The organism is Nocardioides jiangsuensis, assembly GCF_019679455.1.
GTDB lineage: Bacteria > Actinomycetota > Actinomycetes > Propionibacteriales > Nocardioidaceae > Nocardioides_C > Nocardioides_C jiangsuensis.
In genome coordinates, this window is record NZ_JAIEZQ010000001.1 from 238,821 (window position 1) to 263,928 (window position 25,108).

The following is a 25,108-nucleotide window of genomic DNA, read 5'->3' on the forward strand; positions in this document are numbered from 1 at the left end:
GGGCGCACGTCCCGGCTCGCTGCTCACAGGGTCCGCAGCGCGGCGAGGGCCTCGTCGGCGTGCACGTCCATCCGCCACTCGCTGGCGACGACCCTGTGCACGACCCGGTCGGTGCCGATCACGAAGGTGGCCCGCTTCACCGGCGTGAGGTACTTGCGGCGCACGCCGTACGACGTCGCCACCGCACCGTCGGGGTCCGACAGCAGCGGGTAGCCGAGGTCGTGCGCGCGGTCGAACTCCCCCTGCCGCTCGACGCTGTCGGCGCTGATCCCGACCCGCTGCGCGCCGGCCGCGGCGAACTCGGCGGCGAGGTCGCGGAAGTGGCAGCTCTCCTTGGTGCAGCCCGACGTCAGCGCCGCGGGGTAGAAGAACAGCACGACGGGCCCCGCGAGGAGCAGGTCGCTCAGCCGGACCGGCTTGCCGTCCTGGTCGGGCAGCTCGAAGTCGGGCGCCGGGGAGCCTTCGGTGAGGGTCTTCATGGGTGCTCTCTCCTCCTGGGTGGCAGCGGGACGAAGCCGCTGGTGCGACGGACGTAGTCGACGTAGCCTGGCCGGCGCTCGGCCATGTCCTTCTCCAGCAGCGGCTTGCCGGTGCCCTTCGCGAGCAGCCAGGTCATCACCACCGGCGACAGGACGGTGAGGATCCCGGGCCAGGCGTCGAAGGCCACCAGCGAGATCCCCCACCAGACGCAGGCGTCGCCGAAGTAGTTGGGGTGCCGGGTGTAGCGCCACAGGCCGGTGTCGAGCACCTGGCCCTTCGTCGCGGGGTCGGTGCGGAAGCGGTGCAGCTGGTGGTCCCCGACGGTCTCGAACGCGAAACCGAGAGCCCACACCCCGACGCCGATCCAGGCCAGCCGGCCGGGCCCGACGGTCTGGAACATCGCCAGCTGGACCGGGAGGGAGACGAACCACATCACCGCGCCCTGGGTGAGGTAGACCTTCCGCAGCGCGTAGAGGTTCGGGTTGCCCGGCGCCTTCGCCATCAGCGCGGCGTAGCGGGGGTCCTCCCCGTGGCCGCGGGAGCGGCGGGCGATGTGCCAGGCCAGCCGCAGGCCCCACACCGCGGTCAGCGCCAGCACCAGGGTCCGGCGGACGCCGTCGCCGTCCCCGGCCGAGAGCAGGTACGCCGTCGCGGCGACCGCGACGAACCCCAGCCCCCAGGCCACGTCGACCACCGCGTGCCGGCCGACCCGTAGCGCGACGGCGAAGGTCACCCCGAGCACCAGCACCACGGTCAGCGCCGTGAGCGGGAGCGCCGCCAGGAACGACCCGGTGTCGAGCTCCACCATCACACCTGCCGCACCGGGTGGAGCCCGCTGCGCCCGTCGGTGGACGGCCGGACCGCGAGGATCTGGTCGACGCCCATCCGGCCCTCCTCGAACGCGAGGGCGCCACCGACGAGGTAGAGCCGCCACACGCGGGCCACCTCCTCGCCGACCAGGGTGACCACGCGGTCCCAGTTCTCCTCGAAGGTGGCGTACCACGCGTCGACGGTGCGGACGTAGTGCTCGCGCATCGCGTGCACGTCGCGGACCTCGAGGCCGGCACGCTCGAGGAAGCCGACGGTCTCGCCGACCGGGCGCATGTGCATGTCGGGGGCGATGAACGCCTCGATGAAGGGGCCGCCGCCGGGTCGGGTGGTCCGCGACATCTGCTGGACCAGCATCCGCCCGCCGGGGCGGAGCAGCCGGTGGATCTGCGCGGCGTACACGGGGTAGTTCCTCTCCCCCACGTGCTCGCCCATCTCGATCGAGGAGATCGTGTCGAACGGCTCGTCGGGCACGTCGCGGTAGTCCTGGAGCCGGATCTCGACCCGGTCCTCCAGGCCCCGCTCGGCGATGCGCGCGTCGACGAAGGCCTTCTGCTCCCGGGAGATGGTGACGCCGACCACCGAGACGCCGTACTCCTGCGCCGCGTGCAGGGACAGCGAGCCCCAGCCGCAGCCGATGTCGAGGTGCCGGCCGCCGGTCTCGAGGCCGAGCTTGCGGCAGACCAGGTCGAGCTTGTCGCGCTGGGCGTCCTCGAGCGTGTAGCCGGGGTCCGCGCTGGTGAAGTAGGCGCACGAGTAGGCCATGTGCGGGTCGAGGATCAGCGCGTAGAAGTCGTTGGAGAGGTCGTAGTGGTGCGCGATCGCGTCGCCGTCGCGGCGCAGGCTGTGCAGCCGGCCGCGGAGCCGGGCCTGCGAGCGCGGCGGCGCCGGGGGCAGGCCGACCGCGCCGAGGCGGAAGGCGGTCCGCACGCCGGAGGTCACCGCGGCGGGGTTGAGCCGCGGGGAGGCGCCCTGCTCGCGGGCGGCCCGCCACACCCGGCGGAAGCCGTCGAGCAGGTCGCCCTCGACGTCGATCTCCCCGGTGACGTAGGCCTGGGCGAGACCGAGCTCGCCGGGGGCGAAGACGAGCCGGCGCAGCGCGGCCGGGTCCTTCACGACGACGGTCGGGGCGTCCTCCGGCCCGACGCTGCTCCCGTCCCACGCGCGCAGACGCAGCGGCAGGGTGCCGCCGAACAACGGCAGCAGGACCGCGCCGAGCTCGGCGGCGACGGAGCCGGTGTCCGGGGTGCGGTCGGTCCGGGTGGGGGGCGTGGTCGGGGTCATCTCGGCCCTTCTGGCAGGTGGCGGCGCTCGGTTCGGGTTCGTCCTCCGCGGTACCCCGGATTGGTCACGGCTCACCTGCTCGCGGCCCGGGCTACCCGAGAAGCCCGCTGGTGCCGAACATCGCCGCGGTCTCCCGCGCGCTCGGCGTCCCGGCGTCCGGGTCTGCGCCGGCCGCGACGAGGGCGGCGACCACCTCGGGCTCGGCCTTGAACACCGCGCCCGCGAGCGGGGTCTGGCCCCGGTCGTTGGCCCGGTCCACGTCCGCGCCGAGCCCGGCGAGCACCTGCACGGTGTCCGTGTGCCCGTGGTACGCCGCGAGCATCAGCAGCGTGTTGCCGGACGCGTCGGTGAGGTCGACCGGGACCCCGGCCCGGACGTAGGCCTCGAGCTGGTCGGCCTCACCGGCCCGCGCAAGGTCGAACATCTGGTGCGCGAGCTCCACGAGCCGCTCGTCGGGTCCCTCGGTCTCCTCTGCCATGGACCGATTCTCGCAGCCGTCGCGCGGCCCGGTCACACCCCCGGTGGACACGTGCGGACCGCTCGTCGTACGCCCGTAGAGTGACGCGCATGAGCATCGAGCACGTGGCCGCCGGCGACCCCGGCGAGATCTCCGACGCCCTGACCACGCGGTTCACCGCGCTGCACGGCCGCGCCCCGGTGGGCGTGTTCGCGGCGCCCGGGAGGGTCAACCTGATCGGCGAGCACGTCGACTACAACGACGGCTCCTGCCTGCCGATGGCGCTGCCGCACGCGACGTACGCCGCCCTCGCGGTCCGCGACGACGACCGGGTCACGGTGAGCAGCGTGCAGCAGGAGTCCGGCTGGGCCGGCACGCTCGGCACGCTCCGTCCCGGCCGGGTCGACGGGTGGGCCACCTACGTGGCCGGCGTGGTCTGGGCGCTGCAGCAGGAGGGGTGGACGTTCCCGGGGCTCGACGTCGCCGTCGACTCCCGGGTGCCCGTCGGCGCCGGCCTGTCGAGCTCCGCGGCCCTGGAGTGCTCGGTGGCGCTCGGGCTCGCGCACGTCGCCGGGGTCGAGGTGGACGACGAGGTACGACGCACGCTGGTCCGGGCGTGCATCCGGGCCGAGGTCGAGGTGGCCGGGGCACCCACCGGCGGGATGGACCAGACGGTCGCGATGTTCGGCCTCGCCGGGCACGCGCTCCTGCTCGACTGCCGCGACTGGACCACCACCCAGCTGCCGTGGGACCCCGCCGCGCACGACCTCGAGCTCCTCGTCGTGGACACCCGGGCCTCCCACGAGCTGACCGACGGCGGCTACGCCTCGCGGCGGGCCGACTGCGAGGAGGCCGCGCGAGCGCTCGGCGTCTCCTCGCTGCGTGAGGTCGAGGACCGGGACGGCGCGCTCAAGGGGATCTCCGACGAGCGGGTACGGCGTCGCGCCCGCCACGTGCTCACCGAGATGACCCGGGTCGACGAGGCCGCCGAGGTGCTGCGCGCCGGCGACTACGCCGCGCTCGGCCGGCTGTTCGAGGCCTCCCACGAGTCCATGCGCGACGACTTCGAGATCTCCTGCGACGAGCTCGACGCGGTCGTCGACACCTGCCGCGCGCACGGCGCCCTCGGTGCCCGGATGACCGGCGGCGGGTTCGGCGGGTCCGCGATCGCGCTGCTCCCCCGGGCGGGGGTCGACGCCGCGGCGGCCGCGGTGGCCGAGACGTTCGCGACCCGCGGCTGGCCGGCACCCGGGTTCCTGCACGGCGTCCCGAGCGACGGCGCGCGCCGGCTCAGGTAGCGGTCACGCCGCCGATCTCACCCTCGCGGAACGCGTCGACGAACAGGCTGTGGTCGCGCCGCGCCTTGGTGGCGTAGGAGAGCGCGAACTCGGTCACGTCCTCGGTGAGCTCACGGCGGCGTCCGTCGAGCACCCGGGCGATCGCGGCCTCCACCTGGAAGTCGACGAGGTCCTGGTCGCTGTCCTCGTCCGAGGCGCAGTGCACCTTCGCGGTGGCGCGGCCGAGGCTGTCCACGACCATCGCCATCTCGTCGGGCTCGTTGATGTCGGACCAGTCGAGGTCCACCTCGTAGGGCGACACCTCGGAGACGACGTACCCGACGCCGTCCATGCTGGTGTAGCCGAGCAGCGGGTCGGTGTGCACCTGCAGCGCCCGCTGGCTGACCACGGTGCGGTGCCCCTCGTGGTCGAAGAACCGCTCGACGTCCGAGGTCTCCACGAAACGGCTCAGCGCCGGGACGTTGGCCTGCTTCATCGACAGCACCACGTCGTTGTCGAGCGCCTGGCTGTAGCCCTCGACGAGCACGTTGTAGGCCGGCAGCCCGGCGCTGCCGATCCCGAAGCCGGACTTCCCGACCACGTCGCGCACCTCGTAGAACAGCTCCCGGTCGAACTTCTTCGACTCCGGGATCGTCGCGAGATAGTCGTCGAACGCCTTGAGAACCGTGCGCTCCTCGGCCTTCCCGAGCCGCCGGGTGGTGGCGTCCTCGCGGAACACCCGGGACTCCTCCTCCATCCGGGTCACCTTGTCGAGCAGGCCGGCCCGCCGGTAGCCGCGGGCCTTCACGAGCCGCTCGTGCACCGGGCCCTCGGTGTTGTGCAGGTACAGCGCGAAGTCGTCGTCGGTCTCGGAGGTGACGTAGTGGTCGACCTGGGCGAGGTAGGAGCGCACGTACTTGCCGATCAGCGCCCGGATGTCGCTCTCCGGCAGCGCCTTCTGCCAGCCCATCAGCGCCAGGCTCGCCGCGAACCGGCGCAGGTCCCAGGAGAAGTGACCGATGTAGGCCTCGTCGAAGTCGTTGACGTCGAAGACCAGCCGGCCGTCGGAGTTCAGGTAGGTGCCGAAGTTCTCCACGTGCAGGTCGCCGTGGATCCAGATCGCGTCGGCCTGGTCGTCGGCGAACCGGTCGCGCATCTTCGTGACGTCGGCGTAGAACAGGCACGCGGTGCCGCGGTAGAAGGCGAACGGGTCGGCCGCCATCTTCCGGTACTTCACCCGGAAGGCATGGGGATCGGCCTTCATCAGGTCCGCGAAGGCGTCTTCGAGGACGTCGATGATCAGCCGCTTGCGGGACTCGTTGCTCTCCATCCCGCGATGCTAGCGGGGTGCGCTCAGCGCCCCATCGCCGCGAGCACGTCGCGCGTGGCGTCGGCGAACGTCGAGGACCAGACGAAGTAGGCGACCAGAGCACCCAGCGTGGTGAACGGGATCTTCATGACCCCAGCGTGGCCGACCCCGTGGGACGCCGGGTGAACGCCGGGTGGCCGTTCCCCCAGGGCTCGGGGACGGGCGTACGGCGTCGCGCGTGCACCGTCCGCGGGCGGGCCGCTCAGCCCAGGTGGTCCGGGTGCGCCCCGGTCCGCCCCTCGCGGTCCAGCGAGGCGAGCACGGCCATGTCGTCCTCGTCGAGCGCGAAGTCGAAGACCGCGATGTTCTCCGCGATCCGGGCCGGCGTGACCGACTTCGGGATGACCACGTTGCCGAGCTGCAGGTGCCACCGCAGCACGACCTGCGCCGGGGTCCGCGCGTGCTTGTCGGCGAGGCCGAGCACCACCCGGTCGGCGAGCAGCTCCCCGCCGCGGGCGAGCGGTGCCCACGCCTCGGTGAGCAGCCCGAGCTCCTCGTGCGCGACGCGCAGCTTCTCCTGCTGCAGGTAGGGGTGCAGCTCGACCTGGTTCACCACCGGCACCACGTCGGTGCGGTCGAGGAGGCGGCGCAGGTGGTCGGGCTGGAAGTTCGAGACGCCGATCGCGCGGACCCGTCCGTCGCGGTACAGCTGCTCCAGGGCTCGCCAGGTGTCGACGTACCGGTCGAGCCGCGGCACCGGCCAGTGGATCAGGTACAGGTCGAGCACGTCGAGCCCGAGCCGCTCCATGCTCGCGTCGAAGGCACGCAGGGTGGCGTCGTACCCGTGGTCGTCGTTCCAGACCTTGCTGGTCACGAACACCTCGTCGCGCGGCAGCCCGGACTCGCGGACCGCCTCGCCGACCCCGCGCTCGTTGCGGTACAGCGCCGCGGTGTCGATGTGCCGGTAGCCGGCCGCGAACGCGGTGAGGACCGCGTCGCGGGTGGCGGCCTCCGGGATCTTGTAGACGCCGAAGCCGAGCTGCGGGATCCGGACGCCGTTGTTGAGTACGAGCGGGTGCACGTCGTGGCTCATGCCGCCCACCCTAGCCAGGCGACGCAGCGGGACGCCGGGCTCAGCCGAGCAGCGCCCCGAACAGCTCGACGTACTGGATCAGGTGACGGTCGCCGAGGAACTCGTCCTGCACGCGCACCCGCGCGGCCTCGCCGAGCCCGGTGGCCAGCACCGGGTCGCGAACGACGCGTGCGAGGGCCTTCGCGAACGCGTCGAGGTCCGTGGGGTCCTCGAGCAGCAGCCCGTGCACCTCGTCGTCGATCTGGTCGAGGATGCCGCCGACCGCGGACGCCACGACCGGCTTGGCCTTCCACATCGCCTCGGTGACGGTCAGCCCGAACCCCTCCACGAGGCTCTTCTGCACCACCACCGTGGCCCGGTGCTGGAGGGCGTTGACCAGGCGGGCGTTCTCGTCGACGTCGCCCATCGGCAGGCACACCAGGTGCACCCGGCGGCGGGCCTCGTCGGGCAGCGCCTCCCACAGCGCCCGGCACTCCTCGAGGACCTGGGCGCCTTCGGGGTCGTCGCTGACGCCCGACGTCTCGGGGCCGACCAGGGCCAGGTGCACGTCGTCGGGGAAGATCGCGAGGTTGTCGACGAACCCGGCGAGCACCCCGACCATGTCCTTGAGCCGGTCCCACCGGCTGACCTGGACCGCGAGGCGTACGTCGCCCGGGATCGGTCCCGAGCCGAGCACCAGGCCACTGTGCGTGCGCAGCCGGCCGGTGGAGCCGTCGCGGCGGGTGAACTCGAGGTGCTCCTGGCTGTAGGCGGTCTCCACGAGGCCGGCCTGGCCCAGGGCGGCGCGGGTCTCGGCGTCGGTGAGCCGGATGTTCTTCGCGCTGAACGGGTCCACCGACGGTGGGATGATCACCACCCGCTGGTGCGGGACCCAGTCCGGGACGTAGGCCTGCCGGGAGAAGATGAACCCGTCGGCCCGCTCGAGGTGGGGGCGCAGGAACGCCCACCCGCGGTCGGTCAGCTCGGTGGTGGTGTCCCGGCCGACGTGGCAGCGCCACACCACGTTCGCGCCGAGCTCGCGCAGGCCGTCGACCATGCCGGCGGTCTGCGGGTCGTGGAGCAGCACGATGTCGCCGGGGCGGACCACCCGCTTGGCCATCGGCAGGTTGTAGTCGAGCAGCCGGGTGTAGTGCTCGTGCTCCTTCTCCCCCAGCTCGCCGCCGTCCCCCGGCGAGCCGTGCAGGTAGTTGTGCAGCCGCTTGGTGATGGCGAAGAAGTCGGAGTCGCCGTCGAGGACCAGCCACCGCGTGTCGACCTGGGCGCCGCGGCCGTAGGCGAGCAGCGTCTGCAGCATCTCCGCGACACCGCCGCCCCGGCCCGTGGCGTTGATGTTCCACACGGTCCGGTCCCGGAGCAGGTGGCGCGCCCGCTGGGCGTACTTCTCCAGCCGGTCCGCCCGCTGGGGCGACAGCAGGTCCGCGAGCCGCTCGAGCGGGACCGGCTGGATCTCGATCTCCCACATGAGGCCATGCTCCCGCCTGGCGGGCGCCCTGTCAGCGATGTGGCCGGTTCAGCGGTCCGGGACGCTCAGCCCGCTGTCACGCAGCTCCAGGGCGGCCAGCGCCCGCACGACCTCCGGCTCCTGCCGCCGCCAGGCGCCCGCCGGGTCGTCGCTGATCCGGGCCAGCCGGTGCATCGGCTGCCGTGCCATCGCCCGGAGCGCGAACAGGTCCAGGTCGTCGACGCTGTCGATGAACCGACGGCCCGCGGTGGCCTCGCGCACGAACCGCCAGCGCAGCGGCAGGTACACCGCGAGCGCGATCAGCACGGGGATCGCGCCGACCGCCAGACCCAGCCAGAACGCCAGGTCCTGCACCGCGGCCACCTGGGCGTCACCGGCCGCGGCGAGGCGCTCGGCCGCGGAGCCCGCCCCGTCGAACGGGCCGCGGACCTCGTCCCCCACGAGCGGGACGTTGGCGACGGTGTCCCCCGCCTCGCGCAGCCGGTCCGCGAGCCCGCCGCCGGCGTCGGAGATCTCCTCCCCCGGCCGGGCCAGGGTCAGCGTGGCGTCGTGGACGACGGACGCGACCTTCACCCAGGCCCAGATCCACAGGAGCAGGAGCAGGTCGCCGGTGACCTGGCGGGCGCGGCGTACGGGCGCGTCAGCGTAGAGCTTCATGCCCCCACGTGTACCCCGACTCGTTGAGAGGTCACTCGTGCGGTGTCGAGAGGTCACTCGTGCGGCGACGAGACGCCGCCGAGCGGGGGTACGGCGTCCGCGCGGACGCCGTACCCCTCGTCGGCTACTTGAGCTCCGCGGAGGTCTTGCCGAGCAGGCGTCGCGCCACGATCAGCTGCTGGATCTGCTGGGTGCCCTCGAAGATGTCGAGGATCTTGGAGTCGCGCGCCCACTTCTCGAGCAGCTCGTGCTCCGAGTAGCCGATGCTGCCGGCGAGCTCGACGCAGCGCAGGGTGATGTCGCTGCCGACCCGGCCCGCCTTCGCCTTGGCCATCGACGCCTCGAGCGAGTTGGGCCTGCGGTTGTCGGCCATCCACGCCGCCTGGAGGGTGAGCAGGTAGGCCCCCTCCCAGTCCGCCTCCATCTGCAGGTACGTCGCCGCCGCGGCCGACTGCACCTGCGCGGGACGGTCGTAGTCGATCGCGACCCCCGCCTTCTCGAGCAGCTCGCGGGTCAGCTCGAGCGAGGCGCGGGCGCAGCCGACGGCCATCGCCGCGACCAGCGGGCGGGTGTTGTCGAAGGTCGCCATCGCGCCCGCGAAGCCCTGCTTGACGTCCACCTCGGGGCTGCCGAGCAGGTTCTCCTTCGGCACCCGGCAGTCCTCGAACCGGATGGTCGCGGTGTCGGATGCCTTGATCCCGAGCTTGTGCTCGAGACGCTCGACGTTCATGCCCGGCGTGCCCTTCGGGACCACGAACGACTTGATCGCGGCGCGACCCAGGCTCTTGTCGAGGGTCGCCCACACGACGACGGCGTCGCAGCGGTCACCCGCGGTGACGAAGATCTTCTCGCCGTTCAGGACGTAGTGGTCACCGTCGAGCACCGCAGTTGTCTGGATGTTGGCGGAGTCCGAGCCGCAGCCGGGCTCGGTAATGGCCATGCTCGCCCAGACACCGTCGAAGCGCTTGTGCTGCTCCTCGTTCGCGACCGAGGCGATCGCGGAGTTGCCGAGGCCCTGCCGGGGCATGGAGAGCAGCAGGCCGACGTCGCCCCAGCACATCTCCGTGATGGAGAGCACGGAGGCCAGGTTGGAGCCGTTCTTCGTGCCGGCGGCGGCCTCGTCCGGCGTACCCTCCTCGCGCCGCACGCCGGAGGCGCCCGCCCCGCTCGCGGCGCCGGACTCGCTGAGCCCGTCGATCATCGCCGCCAGCATGTCGAGCTCCTTGGGGTACTCGTGCTCGAACTGGTCGTACTTGCGGGAGTTGGGGCGGAGCAGGTTCATCGCGACCTGGTGCGCCTGGCCGACCAGCGGCCGGAACTTCCTGGGTGTCTCGAGATTGATCATGACGGGTGCCTGTCGTGAGCCGAGGCTCAGACCAGGACGCCTCCTTCCATCACACCGATGGCCCGCAGGTCGCGGTACCACCGTTCGACGGGGTGCTCCTTGACGAAGCCGTGGCCGCCGAGCAGCTGGACCCCGTCGTTGCCGATCTGCATGCCGCGCTCGGCGCACAGCTTCCGGGCGAGCGCGACCTCGCGGTCGAACGGCTTGCCCTGGGCGGCGCGGCTGGCGGCCTTGTAGGTGACCAGGCGCATGGCCTGCAGCTCGATGCCGATGTTGGCGACCATGAACGCGACCGACTGGCGGTTGCTGATCGGCTCCCCGAACGCCTGGCGCTCGTTGACGTAGGGGACGACGTAGTCGAGGACCGCCTGCGCGGTACCGAGCGCGAGGGCGCACCAGCCGAGGCGTGCGAGCCGGACGCACTCGGCGTAGGCCTCGCCCCGGGTGTCCCCGAGCAGCGCGATCGGTCCGACGCGTACGTCGTCGAGCAGCACGCGGCCGAGGCCGGCGGCGCGCACGCCCATCGACGGCTCCGACTCGATCCGCAGGCCCTCGGTCGACGACTCGACGAGGAACAGCGCGGGCGCGCCGTCGAGCAGCGCACCGACCACGAACAGCTCCGCGTCGGCGGCCCGCGGCACGAGGGACTTCACGCCGTTGAGCACGAACCCGTCGCCGTCCCGGACCACCGTGGTCTCGGGGGCCAGGGCGTCGTACAGGGGGCGCGGCTCGGTCAGCGCGAGCGCCGCGGCGGGGACGTCGTCGCCGGTGAACGCGGGCAGGTACGTCGCCTGCTGCTCGTCGCTCCCCCACAGGGACAGCGCGGTGCTCACGGCGCCGGGGGCCAGGCACGCCACCGCGAGGCCGAGGTCGCCCTTCGCGAGCGCCTCGGCGACGAGCGTGCCGGCCATCGCCGAGCGCTCCGTGGAGATGCCGCCCAGGTCCTCGGGGACACCGAGGATCGGCAGCCCGATCTCGAGGCTGGAGCGCAGCAGCTCCTCCGGGGCGGCGCAGGCCTCGTCGGCCTCGGTCGCGGCCGGACGGACCACCTCGGCGGCGAACTCGCCGACCACGTCGACGAGCATCTGCTCGTCCTCGGTCGGGGTGAGGTCGAAGCGACCGGTCGCGGCGGCCGCGGGCAGGCGGACCGGCGTACCGTCGCTTCGGCCCTTGCGGGCGAAGGCGCGGCTGACGTTCCCCACGGTGCGGAACCCCGCGCGGGTCGTCTCGAACACCACCCGCTCGGTGGGTCTGCGCAGGCCGAACCGGTCGAGCGCGGAGGTCTGGGCGAGCTTGTTCAGGACCGCCACGGCGATGCCGATCGGGTCACGGCTGTCCGCGGACGTGACGCCGTGCCGGCTGCGGGAGCCGCCGGGTGCCGTCGCGTCGCGGGTGCTTCGGGTCGTGGACATGCGGTAACTGTAACTGCGAGTTACACATTCGGCCACAGGTGCCCGGCGTGGCCCGGGTCACGCCTAGGATGTCCGGCATGCCTGATGCCGAGCCGAGCGTCCCCTCACTGCTGCCGAGCGGCGGCACCGTCCGCCCGATCACCCGCTGGGGGTCGCCGGTGATGCACCGGACCCAGGAGCCGGTGACCGTCTTCGACGAAGAGCTGCGGACGCTCGCCGCGGACATGGTGGCCACGATGTACGCCGCCGACGGGGTCGGTCTGGCCGCCTGCCAGATCGGCGTGGACCGCTCGATCTTCGTCTTCGACTGCCCCGACGAGCAGGGCGTGCACCACCAGGGCGTGGTCTGCAACCCCGAGCTGTTCCTCCCCGAGGGGCGCGACCGCCGGCTGGACGAGGACGACGAGGGCTGTCTGTCCCTGCCGGGCGCGTTCGTGGACTGCGCCCGGCCCGACTTCGCCCGGGTCGAGGGCCAGGACCTCGACGGGAGCCCGGTCAGCTACGGCGGACGGGGCCTGCTCGCCCGGTGCCTGCAGCACGAGACCGACCACTGCAGGGGCACGGTCTTCGGCGACCGGCTCGGGCGACGTGCCCGGAAGAAGCTGTTCAAGCAGGCCGACGACCTCGCCGACCGCTTCCCGGAGACCTGGCCCGCGACCTGACCGCGCGGGTCAGCGGCGGGCGACCACGTAGCAGGCCACCGCGGTCGCAGCCGCGACGTTGAGCGAGTCGACGCCGGCCGCCATGGGGATCACCGCGCGTACGTCGGCGGTCTCCATCCACCGGCGGGACAGCCCCGGCCCCTCCGAGCCCATCAGCAGGGCCACCCGGTCCCGTCCGGCGACGGCGTCCTCGATCTCGACGGCGTCGTCGGCCGGGGTCAGTGCGACGGTCGTGAAGCCCAGCCGCGACAGCGTCGTCACCCCGTCGTACCAGTCGTCCATCCGGGCGTAGGGGATCGTGAACACCGCGCCCATCGCGACCTTGATCGACCGGCGGTACAGCGGGTCGGCGCAACGCGGCGAGAGCACGACCGCGTCCACGCCGAGGGCGGCCGCGCACCGGAAGATCGCGCCGACGTTTATGTGGTCGAGTCGCGCAAATCAGATCCACTAGCCCGGGCACTCCATCCCCTACACTTCCTGAGGCGAATTCGAGCCATCGGTCGACCACGGAGGATCTGTGTCGGAGCACCAACATCTCCTCGAACAGTTGCGGCTACCGTCACGCTTCGAGTCACTTGTGGCTGCGATCGGCCCGGAAGTAGCCCAGATTTTGGTCGCACCGGAGGATCACGTACTCGATGTCTTTCGAGAGTGTGCGCTCCACATCAAGGCCCGGGGTAGGGGCTTGTTCCTTCCGCTTTACGCGCGCTCGGGCACCGGAAAGACCACCCTGGTCACCAGCGTCGGGTCCTGGCTGCCTGAGGAGTTCGGTCCTACGGCCCGCCTTGCCGGGGGTGACGTTTCTGCGGATCGACTCCGGCAGATCGCGGAAGCACTGTCCGACGATCACGGTCTCCCGGCGAACGAGAAGCGTGTCTTGGTAATCAACGTCGATGACCGCGAGAGCGACCCTCCCTCGGATAAAGAATTGAGCCAGATCAAGTCGTTCCTGCGAGAGAACGGCGTGGGTTCACGTTCACTTGTTGTTTGGCCCGAGACCTCCTTAACGACCGCGACGAAGATGGCAACTGACTTCGAGGAACGGGCCGGCAAGTCGCCTGTCTCGATCCCGGCGCGGGTCTCCGGACCGCCTATCGAGTCCTGGCAGGACACCGCCGTCGCGACCCTGAAACTAGTCAATGGCCTCGACAGCCTCGAGGAGTTGGGCGTCGACCCGCGGACTTACGACCCGTGCACCGAGAAGACATTGGGCGACTTCCTGGACCGGATCGGGAACGACTTCGTCGCTCTACTTGCCAAACTGCTGGCTGAAACCCGCAAGCCCTTGCGGGTAATCATCGGGATGGCCAGCGAGAGCGGAAAGGCTGGCGTACTCGGCGAACTGACCGGTAGTTCTCGTTATGGTTTCTTGGACGCGGATAAGTTGCTTGGAGCGACCCCCAACAGCGTTATTGGGAAGTGGTGGTCGACTCGACGAGGCCTGCTTGTGCAGACCATCGTTCGGCTCGACGCGAGAATCGTGCACCTATCCCCATCCCTGACTGTGCCAGTCGTGAGGCGTTTCGGACCAGAAGCCGCATCGTCCGTGCTTGAGAAGCTGGGGATCAACTCCCGTCCGCCGAGTGACATCACCAACTACTTCGAGAGGGCCGATTTCGGCCGGCTACTGCTCGGTACGGATTCGGCGACCGCGGAGATCCGCGGGAATCCGGCGCACGATGCACGCGCAGCGTTCGAACTCCTTGCCGAGGACTACGGCTTCGGCTCAGGAAACGACAAGAAGCTCAACCAAGCGCTGGGCGACTACCTGACGCAGGGAAAGCCGGACCTGGGCGAGGTGTTCATCGAAAAGAAGTTGCCGTACATGCCTCTCATCCCCGACATAGCAATCGATACAGAAGAGCTTGTGACCGGCGTCGAGTTGCATTGGCGATCGGGCGACTTCTTGACCACCGCGAACAGGTCAGAAATCGCGCAGTACACGCTCAGGAAGTTGAAGGCCTACGCCATCGAGTCCGGGTGGGCATCCGACTAGCCGTGTGATCGCAGGCCGCTACTCATCTGATGCTCTGCCCCGCCCGTACGGGTCAGCCTCGTCCCAACGACTCCGGAGGATTCGGAGTTCGTCGTTCGCTCGGTCTAGCTTCCGGCGCAACAGATCGAGGTGCTCGACAACATCGCTGGCCTCGCGGCGCAGCGGTGCGGCCCGCCGGATGGCCGACCGCGCACGCTGAAACGCCATGGAGCAGTCTTCGAGAGCGGCGTGCACTTGGCGCGCGTCCTCTGGAGTTAGCCTCGCGCGATTCTCAGCCCACAAGCGCCTACGCGCCGCGATGCGGGCGCGTACCTGGTCGATGGCATCTTCGAGGGGATGCCTTGTGGACATGACTTATGAGTCTATCGACTCATAGTCTGTTGCGTGTCTACCGTCACCGTTCGTGACTGCCGACCCCCAGCAAGCCCGCGAGTGGCAGGAAGGCTTCGGTCATCGACTGCGCACACTCCGCAAGGAGAGTGGCTTGTCGCAGATGGCCCTAGCCAACGCCGTTGGGCTTCATCCGACCTACATCTCGGAGATCGAGCGCGGCCAGCGGAACGTTTCGCTGGTGAACATTCGAGCCCTGGCCGCGGCCCTGCGGGTCCCAGTCGGGTCACTCTTCGACTGAGCGCCCACTGCGCCAGTATCCGTTTCTCAGAGCCCAGTCTGGTTGACGCCATAGGTGGCCTGCTCCGTGGTGAAGCCCTCGTACTTCAACTGATCGATCAGACCGGAACGGGAGTAGGCGCTGTAGTCGAGGTAGTCCTTGGCAGACGCAGCGGCCTGCACCTTCCAGTCGACCTTGATGTGATCGACCGCGAACGTGGCGTCCTTGGCAGAGAACCCCTCGTACTTCAACTGGTCGATGAGGCCGGAGCGGGAGTAGGCGCTGTAGTCGAGGTAGTCAGCCGCCAAAGCAATCGCGTTCTCCTGCGCGACGGAGTACTGCGGGGCCTCCGGCTCGTTGGCCTCCTTGACCTCGCCGCTGGGCTTGTCCTTCGACTGCGCGGCCTGCTGCTCCTTGACGACCCTCTCCGCGTGGGTGGTGCCGTCGTCCTCGGGAACCTCGCATGCACCGAGCGCGAAGACGAGAGCGATGACGGTTCCGATGACGAGCTTCTTCTTCATGGACGGATCTCCTTCTATCTTTTCTTGTGCTGTTGGGCCTGTCCTTCGGGCATGACAGATCACCCGAGAGGGAGGGAGGGAGAGACAATCGTCCCCCCCGGAGAGGACTCGGGGTGGGAGAACTCGAAAAGTTCTTAGACCAGTCCGGCGCACGCGGAGCCGATGCCCCGCTCGATGGACGTGCGTCCGTCGCCTTGCAGGTCAACCCCGGCACCTGTGGCCTTGCCGTCGGGAGACCGATAGGCGAGGAACTCCACACGAGGAAGTAGACCGAGTCGTCAATTGTTGCGCCGGACTCACACTGGCTCGACGGGTATCAAACCCTTGCAGGCACGCGGGACGCCCATGGGAATCAGCGGGTGGCGTAGAAGGCGACTGCCGTTGCAGCGGCAACGTTAAGGGAGTCGACACCGGCAGCCATTGGAATGCGAACACGCAGGTCTGCCATGGACGCTGTCTCTGGGGTTACCCCCGAGCCCTCGGTGCCGAACACAAGAGCCAGTCGCTCCGGTTCCATCGAAACCAGTTCGTCGAGGTCAACCGCGTCCTTGGCGAGCGTCATCGCGACGACAGTGAACTCGTGCTCCATGAGTGCTGCGAGGCCATCAGGCCACGGGTCAACCCGCGTCCACGGGATCTGGAGAACCGCCCCCATGGATACCTTGATGGCCCGACGGTAGAGCGGATCGGCACAGCGAGGCGAGAGCAGAACACCCTCAACTCCAAGTGCCGCGGCATTCCTGAAGGCGGCTCCAACGTTTGCATGGTCAACCAGATCCTCAAGCACGGCGATCCGCCGTCGAGTGGGGGGCAGTCTAGTGAGCCCGACGTCGGTGTGGTCCACGACGTCCTCAGGCACGACCACGGTCCGGGCACCGGCGACGACCTCCTCGACCGAGCGCAGCGGCGTCCGCTCCAGCGACGCCAGCGCTCCGCGGTGCACGTGGAAGCCGGTGACCGCCTCCGCGAGGTCCTCGCTGACCACGTAGCAGGGCGCGTCGCTCGAGGCCAGCACCTCCTCGAGACCGTCGAGCCAGCGCGGCGCCATCAGGAACGACCGGGCGGCGAACCCGCCCTCCACGGCGCGCCGCACCACCTTCTCGCCCTCGGCGAGGAACAGCCCGTGCTCGGCCTCGAGGTGCTTGCGCAGCTCGACGTCGCGCAGGTCCCGGTAGTCGGCCAGGCGGGGGTCGTCCGGGTCCGTGACCTCGATCAGCGCTGCCACGGGTACCTGTCCGGGTTGGCCACCGCGACCACGTCGCCGACCACGACGATCGCCGGCGGGCGGACCTGCTCCCGCTCGATGTCCTCGGCGACCTCCGCGAGGGTGGACAGCACGGTCCGCTCCCCCGGCATCGTGCCCTCGCAGACCACCGCGACCGGGGTCCGCGGCGAGCGCCCCGCGGACGTGAGCCGGGCCGCGATCGCCGGCAGGTTCTCCACGGCCATCAGGAGTACGACGGTGCCGCGCATGCGGGCCAGGGCGTCCCAGTCGACCAGCGAGGTGTCGTGGTCGGGTGGCACGTGGCCCGAGACCACGGTGAACTCGTGCGCGACGCCGCGGTGCGTCACCGGGATCCCGGCCACCTCGGGCACGGAGATCGCGCTGGTCAGGCCGGGCACGACCGAGCAGGGCACTCCCGCCTCGGCGCAGGCGATGACCTCCTCGTAGCCGCGGCCGAACACGAACGAGTCGCCGCCCTTGAACCGGACCACGCGCTTGCCCGCCTGCGCCCGCTCGACGATGACCCGGTTGATCTCGTCCTGGGTGGCGGACCGGCCCCGGGGCAGCTTCGCGACGTCGATCAGCTCGACGTCCGGCGACAGCTCGCTGAGCAGCTCGCGCGGGGCGAGCCGGTCCGCGACCACCACGTCGGCCTCGCTGAGCGCGCGGCGGGCGGCGACCGTGACCAGCTCCGGGTCACCGGGGCCGCCGCCGACGAGGATCACGCCGGGCGTCTTGTCGCGGTGCGCGGTGGCGTCGAGCACGCCGTCGCGGAGCGCGGAGATGATCTCGTCGCGCAGGGCCGAGGACCGCTGCGGCTGCCGGTTGCCGAGGACCGCCACCGTCGCACCGGCGTGCCGGCCGACCGCGGGGGTCCACGCGGTGGCCCGGGTGGCGTCGTCGGCCCGGACGCAGAAGATCCGGCGCCCCTCGGCCGCGGCGCTGACCTGCTCGTTGACCGCGGTGACGTCGGTCGCCGCGATCACGTACCAGGCGCCGTCGAGGTCGTCCGGCTCGAAGCCACGCTCCCGCCAGGCGACCTCACCGGAGCCGACGAGCCCCTCGATGGCCGGGGTCACCGCCGGCGAGACGACCAGGACGTCGGCGCCCACGGCGAGCAGGGCGGGCACCCGGCGCTGCGCGACGTGCCCGCCGCCGACCACGACCACCCGGCGGCCGCCCAGCATCAGTCCCGAGGGGTAGGGGGCGAAGCCGTCGCTCATCGCCGGCCGTCCTTCCGTGCGACGCCGGCGGAGTCGAAGGTGGCCATCTCCCGCAGGGTGGCCCCGGCCGCCTGGACGATGGGCAGCGCGAGCACGGCGCCGGTCCCCTCACCGAGGCGGAGGTCCAGGTCGACGAGCGGACGCAGCCCGAGCCGTTCGAGTGCCACGGTGTGGCCCGGCTCGACGCTGCGGTGGCCCGCGAAGCAGTACCCGACCGCGTCGGGCGCGAGGGCCTGGGCCACGAGCGCGGCGGCGCCGGCGATGACCCCGTCGAGGATCACCGGGACCCCCCGGGCGGCGCCGCCGAGCACGAGGCCGGCCAGCCCGGCGTGCTCGAACCCGCCGAGCGACGCGAGCGTCTCGACCGGGTCGTCCCCGACCGGGCGGGCGCGGAGGGCGCGGCGTACGACGTCGACCTTGCGCTCGTGCGTCGCGTCGTCGACCCCCGTCCCGCGACCGGTGACCGCGGCCGCGTCCGCCCCGGTGAACGCGGCGACGAGCGCGGCCGACGGGGTCGTGTTGCCGATCCCCATGTCACCGGTGAGCAGGACGTCGTGGCCGCGGTCCACGAGCAGGTGGGCCACCTCGATCCCGGCGGCGAGTCCCCGCTCGGCCTCCGCCCGGGTCATCGCGGGCCCGGTCGCCAGGTCCGCCGTACCCCGGCCGATCTTGCGGTCGAGCAGGTCGGTGCCCGGGTCGAGGTCGGCCGCGACCCCCATGTCGACCACGAGCACGTCGGCGCCGACCTGGCGGGCGAGCACGTTCACCGCCGCCCCGCCGGCGCGGAAGTTGGCCACCATCGCGGCGGTGACCTCCTGTGGCCAGGGGCTCACGCCCTGGGCGTGCACCCCGTGGTCGCCGGCGAACACCGCGACGACGGGGCGCACGAGCGGACGCGGCGGGCAGGTGCCCTGGATGCCGCACAGGGCGAGGGAGGCGTCCTCGAGGACGCCCAGCGCGCCCGGGGGCTTGGTGAGCTGGGCCTGCCGCAGGCGGGCGTCGGAGATCGCGGCGGGGTCCGGGGGGACGACGGCGGCGACCGTCCGGCGGAGCAGGCCGCTGTCGGCGGAGGAGGCGCTCATGTCCCCCATTCTCCCGGCCCCGTCCGGGTCCCTGGAACGCGCCCACAGAGCGGACTAGGGTGCGAGAACGCCCACCACAGGAGGTACCGCATGAGCCTCGACCGTCCGGTCAGCCCGAACCCGTACGAGCTCCTCCCGTCCGTCCCGTCGTTCACGTTGACCAGCACGGACGTCCGTGACGGGGAGCCGCTCGACGCCGCCCAGGTCGCCCACGAGGGCAACACCTCGCCGCAGCTGTCCTGGTCCGGGGCTCCGGAAGGCACCAAGAGCTTCGTGGTCACCTGCTTCGACCCGGACGCTCCCACCCCGTCGGGGTTCTGGCACTGGGTGCTCGTGGACCTCCCGGCCGACGTGACCTCGCTCGACACCGGCGCCGCCTCCCGTCACCTGCCCGGCAAGGCGTTCCACTGCCGCAACGACGGGGGCACCATGGGCTTCATGGGTGCCGCCCCGCCGCAGGGCGACCAGCCGCACCGGTACTTCTTCGTGGTGCACGCGGTCGGCGAGGAGACGCTCGGCGTGGACTCCGACGCCTCCCCCGCGGTGGTGTCGTTCAACCTCGCGTTCAAGACGCTCGGCCGCGCCATCCTGCACGGCACCTACCAGCACTGACCGCGACACCCGGAGACACCCCGACCCGCCGCATCCCGCTGCCAGGACGCGGCGGGTCGGCGCGTCGACCCCGCCCAGCACGACGGGTCAGCGGAGCATGCCGCGGTAGGTCTCCGAGTCCAGGAACAGCGGCAGCACGTGCTGCGCCGACAGCGCGAGGTCGAGCTCGCGGCGCCGGATCCGCTCGGGGTCGACGAACACGATCTGCCGGCCCTCGCCGAGGGTGATCTCGTGGTCGGTCAGCTCGGTGCGGGCCACCCAGATCTGCCACCGGTCCGCGAGGTGTGAGGAGCTCTTCGGAGAGTGCTGGACGATCTCGTCGAACCACAGCTCGTACCCGTCCGCGCGGACGCCGGTCTCCTCCTCGACCTCCCGGTGCAGCGCGGCCTCCCAGGTCTCCCCCTCCTCGAGGTGCCCGCCGACGAGCCCCCACTGGTTAGGGGACACGCTCGCGTGCTCGTCGCGCTCCTGGAGCAGGACCCAGCCGCGGGCGTCCACCAGCAGGGCGCTCGCGACCCGGCAGTTGCGGTCGAAGCAGGGGGTCTCGTCCTCGACGGGCGCGGCGGCGTTGCTGCGGGTCACGGGGCCTCCGGTGGTGAGGGGGGTCGGTCGCTTGGCAGAACGCCAGGGCGTGCTGCACACTAACCAACCACAAAACCACACAACGGCTCACCCACTCCCCCGGTCGGCGCGACCTGGGGTTTCTTGCGTGCGCCCACGTGCCGACGAGCTCCAGGGGGACCCGTGCTGTACGCCGCGATCGCCGCGCGTGCCTTCCGGCGCTACTCGACGTACACCGCGGCCACCCTGGCCGGCATCTTCACCAACTGCGTCTTCGGCGCGATCATCACCTTCGCCTACATCGCCGTCTGGAGGCAGAACCCGACCGCCGGCGGGTACGACGTCACCGACGCCGTGACCTACGTGTGGCTGGGCCAGGCGATGATCATGACCGTCGCGGTGTGGAACGGCGGCGCCACCGACGACCTCGCGGCCCGGATCCGCACCGGCGACGTCGCGATCGACCTGTACCGGCCGGTGAGCTTCCTCGGCTGGTGGCTGGCCTCGGACCTCGGCCGCGCACTGTTCCACCTGCTGACCCGGGGCGTCGCGCCCACCCTGGTCGGCGGGCTGCTGTTCGACCTGCGCTACCCCGCGGGGCTCACGGCCTGGCTGCTGTTCGCGGTCTCGGTGCCGCTGGCGGTGGTGGTCAGCTTCGCGATCCGGATGCTGGTCAGCGCGAGCGCGTTCTGGCTGCTCGACGACACCGGTGTGCGCAACCTCCAGGCGGTGTTCGCGATGTTCTTCTCCGGGCTCGTGGTGCCGCTGGTGATCTTCCCCGGCTGGACCCGCGACCTCGCGATGGCGCTGCCCTGGGCGTCCTACCTCCAGGTGCCGGCCGACATCTGGCTCGGCCAGCGGACCGGCGTCGACGCGCTCGCAGGACTCGGCTTCCAGGTCCTCTGGGCCGGCGTGCTGCTCGCCATGTGCGCGGCAGTGCTCCGGCTCGCGCAGCGCAAGGTGGTGGTCCACGGTGGCTAGCCCCACGACGCGGACGGCCCCGAGCACAGGCCCGGCACCGACGCCGGCCCCTGCCCCGCTGCGCCGGCTCGGCGGCAACCTGCGCTGGGGCTTCCGCGCCTACGGCCTGCTCGCGCTGATGTGGATCCGGGTGTCCTTCACCTACCGCACGTCGTTCGTGCTGCTCACCCTCGGGCAGCTGTTCATCACCGCGCTGGACTTCGTCGCGATCGTCATCATGTTCGCCAACGTCGACGTGCTCGGCGGGTTCGGCCTGGCGGAGATCGCCTTCCTGTACGGCGGCTCGAGCCTCTGTCTCGGGCTGGCCGACCTGGCCCTCGGCAACATCGAGCGGCTCGGCAACCGGATCCGGATGGGAACCTTCGACGCGATGATGGTGCGCCCGGTCCCGTTGTTCGCCCAGGTCTGCGCCGACGAGTTCGCGCTGCGCCGCCTGGGCCGGATCGCGCAGGCGGCCGCCGTGCTCACCTGGGCCACCGCGAGCGTGGACGTCGACTGGACCGTGGGCCGGGCGCTGATGGTGCCCTACCTGGTGGCGTGCGGCACCGTGATCTTCCTGGCCATCTTCACGCTCGGGGCCGCGCTGCAGTTCTGGACCACCGACGGGTCCGAGGCCGCGAACGCGTTCACCTACGGCGGCAGCACGCTCACCCAGTACCCGCTGACGATCTACCCGGTGGAGGCGGTCAAGGCGCTGACGTTCATCGTCCCGGTCGCCTTCGTCAACTGGTACCCCGCGCTCTACATCCTCGACCGGCCCGACCCGTTCGGGCTCCCCGCCGCGCTCCAGTTCTCCTCCCCGGTGGCCGGCCTCGCACTCTGCCTGCTGGCGGGCCTGGCCTGGCGCACCGGTGTCCGCCGCTACCGATCGACGGGAAGCTAGCCATGTCACTGATCGAGGTCACCGACCTGTCCCGCACGTTCGAGGTGCGCCGGAAGGTCTCCCGGTTCCGCCGCGAGGTGCACGAGGTCCGCGCGGTCGACCACCTGTCGTTCGCGGTGGGGGCCGGCGAGATGGTCGGCTACATCGGCCCGAACGGCGCCGGGAAGTCCACGACGATCAAGATGCTCACCGGCATCCTCGTGCCCTCCTCCGGGTCGCTGTCGGTGGCGGGCATCGACCCGTCGCGGAACCGGGTGGAGCTCACGCGGCGGATCGGCGTGGTCTTCGGGCAGCGCACCACGCTCTGGTGGGACCTGCCGCTGCGCGACTCCTTCGAGCTGCTGCGCCGGATCTACCGCATCGACCGGGACCGCTACCGGCGCAACCTTGCGGAGTTCACCGAGCTGCTCGAGCTCGGCGACCTGCTCGACACCCCGGTCCGGCAGCTGTCGCTGGGCCAGCGGATGCGCGGCGACATCGCGGCGGCCCTGCTGCACGACCCGGAGATCCTCTACCTGGACGAGCCGACGATCGGGCTCGACGTGGTGAGCAAGGGCCGGCTGCGGGAGTTCCTGCGCACGCTCAACGCGGAGCGCGGGGTCACCCTGCTGCTCACCACGCACGACCTGCAGGACATCGAGCAGCTGTGCTCGCGGGTGATGGTGATCGACCACGGGTTCCTGGTCTTCGACGGGTCGCTCGAGCTGCTGCACGAGCGGGGTGGGTCGACCCGGACGCTGGTGGTGGACCTCGTCGACGAGGCCCCGCCGATCGACGTACCGGGGGCGGAGGTGCGCAAGGTGGAGGGCCCGCGGCAGTGGCTGTCGTTCCCGGCCAAGGCGAGCGCAGCCCCCGTGGTGGCGGCGGTCGCGGCGTCGTACGACGTGGCGGACCTGTCCATCACCGAGCCCGCGATCGAGGACGTGATCCGGGCGATCTACACGCGGTAGACACACCCCCCGCTTTTCTTGACTCGTTCCAGAAACGGTGTTTGGGTGGGACGCATGTTCGTCGACCCGGCCACCGTCCTGCGCGACTCCGGTCTGCGCGTGACCAAGCAGCGGGTCGCCGTGATGAGGGCGCTCGCGGAGGCTCCTCACTCGGGGGCCGACGCGGTCCTCGAGCGAGTACGCACCGACGTCGGCCAGGTCTCCACCCAGGCCGTGTACGACGTGCTCAACATCCTCACCGACCGTGGCCTCGTCCGGCGCATCCAGCCGGCGGGCTCCACGGCGCGGTACGAGCTGCGAGTCGGCGACAACCACCACCACGTGGTCTGCCGCCGGTGCGGAGCCGTCTCGGACGTCGACTGCGCGACGGGGTCCGCCCCGTGCCTGGAACCGCAGGACCTCCCCGGCACGGCCCCCGGCTTCGTCGTCGACGAGGCCGAGGTGACCTACTGGGGCGTCTGCGCGACCTGTGCGTCGCAGCCCGCTACCGAGACACGCACGTCCTGACCACCACCGCACACACGTGGCCCCACCCGGCCGCAGAAGATCTGGAGGAAGGCATGTCCCCCAACGAAGCCCTCAGCAACGGTGGTTCCACCACCGGGAGCGGCGCCCCGGCCCAGAGCGACCGCAACTCGCTGACCGTGGGCCCCAACGGGCCGATCCTGCTGCACGACCACCACTTCGTCGAGCAGATGGCGCACTTCAACCGCGAGCGGGTGCCGGAGCGCAACGTGCACGCCAAGGGTTCCGGTGCGTTCGGTGTCTTCGAGACCACCGAGGACGTGTCGCGGTACACCAAGGCGGCACTGTTCCAGCCCGGCGTGAAGACCGACATGCTCGCGCGCTTCTCCACCGTCGCCGGTGAGCAGGGCAGCCCCGACACCTGGCGCGACCCCCGCGGCTTCGCGCTGAAGTTCTACACCAGCGAGGGCAACTACGACCTCGTCGGCAACAACACCCCGGTCTTCTTCATCCGCGACACGATGAAGTTCCCGCACTTCATCCGCTCGCAGAAGCGGCGCGGCGGCAGCGGCCTGCGCGACAACGACATGCAGTGGGACTTCTGGACCCACAACCCCGAGTCGGCCCACCAGGTCACCTGGCTGATGGGCGACCGGGGCATCCCGAAGACCTGGCGCCACATGAACGGGTACGGCTCGCACACCTACATGTGGATCAACGCCGCCGGCGAGAAGTTCTGGGTGAAGTACCACTTCAAGTCCGACCAGGGCGTGGAGACGCTGACCCAGGAGGAGGCCAACCGGATCGCCGGCGAGGACTCCGACTTCCACCGCCGCGACCTCAACGAGGCCATCGAGCGCGGCGAGCACCCCTCGTGGACGCTGCACGTCCAGGTGATGCCGTACGAGGACGCGAAGACCTACCGGTTCAACCCGTTCGACCTGACCAAGGTGTGGCCGCACGGCGACTACCCGCTGATCAAGGTCGGCACGATGACCCTGAACAGGAACCCGGAGAACTTCTTCGCCCAGATCGAGCAGGCCTCGTTCGCCCCGAGCTCGGTCGTCCCGGGGATCAGCTTCTCGCCGGACAAGATGCTGCTCGGCCGGGTGTTCGCCTACGCCGACACCCAGCGCTACCGGATCGGCCCGAACTACCAGCAGCTGCCGGTCAACAAGCACCGTGTCGAGGGCGCCTACACCTACCAGTTCGACGGCCCGATGGCCTACGAGCACACCGCGGACGCCCCGAAGTACGCCCCGAACTCCTACGGCGCCCCCTACAGCGACCTGACCGGTCCGGTGGAGGACAGCTGGGAGGTCGACGGCGAGATGGTGCGCACGGCGTACACGCTGCGCCCCGAGGACGACGACTTCGGGCAGGCCGGGACGCTGGTCCGCGAGGTCTACGACGACGCCGGCCGTGAGCGCTTCGTGCAGAACGTGGCCGGTCACATCCTCGGCGGCGTGAAGGACCACACGCTCCTGAGGGTCTTCGAGTACTGGAAGAACGTCGACGCGGAGATCGGCAAGCGCATCGAGGAGGCCGTCTACGCCGGCAAGGCGAAGGACGTCGCTCCCCACCCGACCGAGGCCGACCCCTCGGAGACGGTGGAGAGCTCCACGATCAACAAGGGCTGAGCTACGACCGCCCCTTCCGGGCGGTCGACGCGGAGCACGCGGCGGCGCGGGACCCACGGGGGTCCCGCGCCGTCCTGCTTCTCCGCCGGT

25 protein-coding genes and 1 pseudogene are annotated in these 25,108 nt (G+C 71.0%); 10 read left to right on the forward strand and 16 right to left on the reverse strand.

Annotated features, from left to right (window positions below; all coding sequences use genetic code 11):
• Nucleotides 1-23: 23 nt before the first annotated feature.
• The 4 genes from K1X13_RS01180 to K1X13_RS01195 form a co-directional block, all read right to left on the reverse strand.
• Nucleotides 24-479 (reverse strand): peroxiredoxin, encoded by a 456-nt coding sequence (locus K1X13_RS01180; protein ID WP_221023223.1) that lies wholly within the window; start codon nt 477-479, stop codon nt 24-26.
• Nucleotides 476-1,288: a DUF1295 domain-containing protein gene (locus tag K1X13_RS01185; RefSeq protein WP_221023224.1), complete on the reverse strand. Its 813-nt coding sequence runs from the start codon at nt 1,286-1,288 to the stop codon at nt 476-478. Before K1X13_RS01185 ends, K1X13_RS01180 begins: the two co-directional genes overlap by 4 nt.
• On the reverse strand, nt 1,288-2,592 hold the full coding sequence (locus K1X13_RS01190) for a class I SAM-dependent methyltransferase (protein ID WP_221023225.1): 1,305 nt from the start codon (nt 2,590-2,592) through the stop codon (nt 1,288-1,290). The genes K1X13_RS01185 and K1X13_RS01190 overlap by 1 nt, the downstream gene beginning before the upstream one ends.
• Nucleotides 2,593-2,683: 91 nt before the next feature.
• Nucleotides 2,684-3,070: an ankyrin repeat domain-containing protein gene (locus K1X13_RS01195; protein WP_221023226.1), complete on the reverse strand. Its 387-nt coding sequence runs from the start codon at nt 3,068-3,070 to the stop codon at nt 2,684-2,686.
• Between the two features lie 89 nt (nt 3,071-3,159).
• On the opposite strand from K1X13_RS01195, the gene galK reads away from it, so the two are divergent.
• Nucleotides 3,160-4,347 (forward strand): galactokinase, encoded by a 1,188-nt coding sequence (gene galK, locus K1X13_RS01200; RefSeq protein ID WP_221023227.1) that lies wholly within the window; start codon nt 3,160-3,162, stop codon nt 4,345-4,347.
• Here the strand turns inward: galK and K1X13_RS01205 are convergent.
• From K1X13_RS01205 to K1X13_RS01230, 6 genes are all read right to left on the reverse strand, one after another.
• Nucleotides 4,340-5,656, reverse strand: a complete 1,317-nt coding sequence (locus K1X13_RS01205; RefSeq protein ID WP_221023228.1) for a DUF2252 domain-containing protein — start codon at nt 5,654-5,656, stop codon at nt 4,340-4,342. The two genes, galK and K1X13_RS01205, sit on opposite strands and share 8 nt — an antisense overlap.
• A gap of 241 nt (nt 5,657-5,897) precedes the next feature.
• Nucleotides 5,898-6,728 carry an aldo/keto reductase gene (locus tag K1X13_RS01210; RefSeq protein WP_221023229.1) on the reverse strand — a complete coding sequence of 277 codons (831 nt, stop codon included), beginning with the start codon at nt 6,726-6,728 and terminating at the stop codon, nt 5,898-5,900.
• 40 nt (nt 6,729-6,768) lie between these two features.
• Nucleotides 6,769-8,190: a glycosyltransferase gene (locus tag K1X13_RS01215; protein ID WP_221023230.1), complete on the reverse strand. Its 1,422-nt coding sequence runs from the start codon at nt 8,188-8,190 to the stop codon at nt 6,769-6,771.
• A gap of 48 nt (nt 8,191-8,238) precedes the next feature.
• Nucleotides 8,239-8,847 (reverse strand): hypothetical protein, encoded by a 609-nt coding sequence (locus K1X13_RS01220; protein ID WP_221023231.1) that lies wholly within the window; start codon nt 8,845-8,847, stop codon nt 8,239-8,241.
• 124 nt (nt 8,848-8,971) lie between these two features.
• Nucleotides 8,972-10,192 (reverse strand): acyl-CoA dehydrogenase family protein, encoded by a 1,221-nt coding sequence (locus K1X13_RS01225; protein ID WP_221023232.1) that lies wholly within the window; start codon nt 10,190-10,192, stop codon nt 8,972-8,974.
• Between the two features lie 26 nt (nt 10,193-10,218).
• Nucleotides 10,219-11,604 (reverse strand): acyl-CoA dehydrogenase family protein, encoded by a 1,386-nt coding sequence (locus K1X13_RS01230; protein ID WP_221023233.1) that lies wholly within the window; start codon nt 11,602-11,604, stop codon nt 10,219-10,221.
• A 77-nt stretch (nt 11,605-11,681) separates the two neighbouring features.
• Between K1X13_RS01230 and def the strand changes: the two genes are divergently transcribed.
• Nucleotides 11,682-12,266 (forward strand): peptide deformylase, encoded by a 585-nt coding sequence (def, locus tag K1X13_RS01235; RefSeq protein ID WP_221023234.1) that lies wholly within the window; start codon nt 11,682-11,684, stop codon nt 12,264-12,266.
• Nucleotides 12,267-12,275: 9 nt separating this feature from the next.
• On the opposite strand, the pseudogene K1X13_RS01240 reads toward def, so the two are convergent.
• A pseudogene (locus K1X13_RS01240) lies at nt 12,276-12,698 on the reverse strand (TrmH family RNA methyltransferase); the annotation flags it as partial.
• A gap of 88 nt (nt 12,699-12,786) precedes the next feature.
• Between K1X13_RS01240 and K1X13_RS01245 the strand changes: the two are divergent.
• Together K1X13_RS01245 and K1X13_RS01250 are read left to right on the forward strand one after the other, a co-directional pair.
• Nucleotides 12,787-14,265 (forward strand): hypothetical protein, encoded by a 1,479-nt coding sequence (locus K1X13_RS01245; protein ID WP_221023235.1) that lies wholly within the window; start codon nt 12,787-12,789, stop codon nt 14,263-14,265.
• 403 nt (nt 14,266-14,668) lie between these two features.
• Complete coding sequence (locus tag K1X13_RS01250; protein ID WP_221023236.1) at nt 14,669-14,896, forward strand: helix-turn-helix domain-containing protein; 228 nt, start codon at nt 14,669-14,671, stop codon at nt 14,894-14,896.
• Nucleotides 14,897-14,922: 26 nt separating this feature from the next.
• On the opposite strand, the gene K1X13_RS01255 is transcribed toward K1X13_RS01250, so the two are convergent.
• From K1X13_RS01255 to cobT, 4 genes are all read right to left on the reverse strand, one after another.
• Complete coding sequence (locus K1X13_RS01255; RefSeq protein WP_221023237.1) at nt 14,923-15,396, reverse strand: Ltp family lipoprotein; 474 nt, start codon at nt 15,394-15,396, stop codon at nt 14,923-14,925.
• Between the two features lie 352 nt (nt 15,397-15,748).
• The gene (locus K1X13_RS01260) at nt 15,749-16,621 is read right to left on the reverse strand and encodes a TrmH family RNA methyltransferase (RefSeq protein ID WP_221023238.1); all 873 of its coding nucleotides are present in this window, start codon (nt 16,619-16,621) and stop codon (nt 15,749-15,751) included.
• Nucleotides 16,609-17,844 (reverse strand): uroporphyrinogen-III C-methyltransferase, encoded by a 1,236-nt coding sequence (gene cobA, locus K1X13_RS01265; protein ID WP_221023239.1) that lies wholly within the window; start codon nt 17,842-17,844, stop codon nt 16,609-16,611. The genes K1X13_RS01260 and cobA overlap by 13 nt, the downstream gene beginning before the upstream one ends.
• On the reverse strand, nt 17,841-18,926 hold the full coding sequence (gene cobT / locus K1X13_RS01270; protein WP_221023240.1) for a nicotinate-nucleotide--dimethylbenzimidazole phosphoribosyltransferase: 1,086 nt from the start codon (nt 18,924-18,926) through the stop codon (nt 17,841-17,843). Before cobT ends, cobA begins: the two co-directional genes overlap by 4 nt.
• Nucleotides 18,927-19,016: 90 nt before the next feature.
• Between cobT and K1X13_RS01275 the strand changes: the two genes are divergently transcribed.
• Complete coding sequence (locus tag K1X13_RS01275; protein WP_221023241.1) at nt 19,017-19,538, forward strand: YbhB/YbcL family Raf kinase inhibitor-like protein; 522 nt, start codon at nt 19,017-19,019, stop codon at nt 19,536-19,538.
• An 87-nt stretch (nt 19,539-19,625) separates the two neighbouring features.
• Here the strand turns inward: K1X13_RS01275 and K1X13_RS01280 are convergent, their stop codons facing one another.
• Entirely contained in the window at nt 19,626-20,120 is a 495-nt protein-coding gene (locus tag K1X13_RS01280; RefSeq protein WP_308249325.1) for an NUDIX domain-containing protein, read from the reverse strand.
• Between the two features lie 162 nt (nt 20,121-20,282).
• On the opposite strand from K1X13_RS01280, the gene K1X13_RS01285 reads away from it, so the two are divergent.
• From K1X13_RS01285 to K1X13_RS01305, 5 genes are read left to right on the forward strand one after another with little or no spacing between them, the layout of a single operon-like run.
• Nucleotides 20,283-21,080: an ABC transporter permease gene (locus tag K1X13_RS01285; RefSeq protein WP_221023242.1), complete on the forward strand. Its 798-nt coding sequence runs from the start codon at nt 20,283-20,285 to the stop codon at nt 21,078-21,080.
• Nucleotides 21,073-21,963: an ABC transporter permease gene (locus K1X13_RS01290; RefSeq protein ID WP_308249326.1), complete on the forward strand. Its 891-nt coding sequence runs from the start codon at nt 21,073-21,075 to the stop codon at nt 21,961-21,963. Before K1X13_RS01285 ends, K1X13_RS01290 begins: the two co-directional genes overlap by 8 nt.
• A 2-nt stretch (nt 21,964-21,965) precedes the next feature.
• A complete protein-coding gene (locus K1X13_RS01295; protein WP_221023243.1) occupies nt 21,966-22,913 on the forward strand; it encodes an ABC transporter ATP-binding protein in 948 nt (315 codons plus the stop codon).
• 54 nt (nt 22,914-22,967) lie between these two features.
• Nucleotides 22,968-23,420, forward strand: coding sequence for a Fur family transcriptional regulator (locus K1X13_RS01300; protein WP_221024497.1), 453 nt, complete (start codon nt 22,968-22,970; stop codon nt 23,418-23,420).
• A gap of 53 nt (nt 23,421-23,473) precedes the next feature.
• Complete coding sequence (locus K1X13_RS01305) at nt 23,474-25,018, forward strand: catalase (RefSeq protein ID WP_221023244.1); 1,545 nt, start codon at nt 23,474-23,476, stop codon at nt 25,016-25,018.
• The last annotated feature ends 90 nt before the right edge of the window (nt 25,019-25,108 follow it).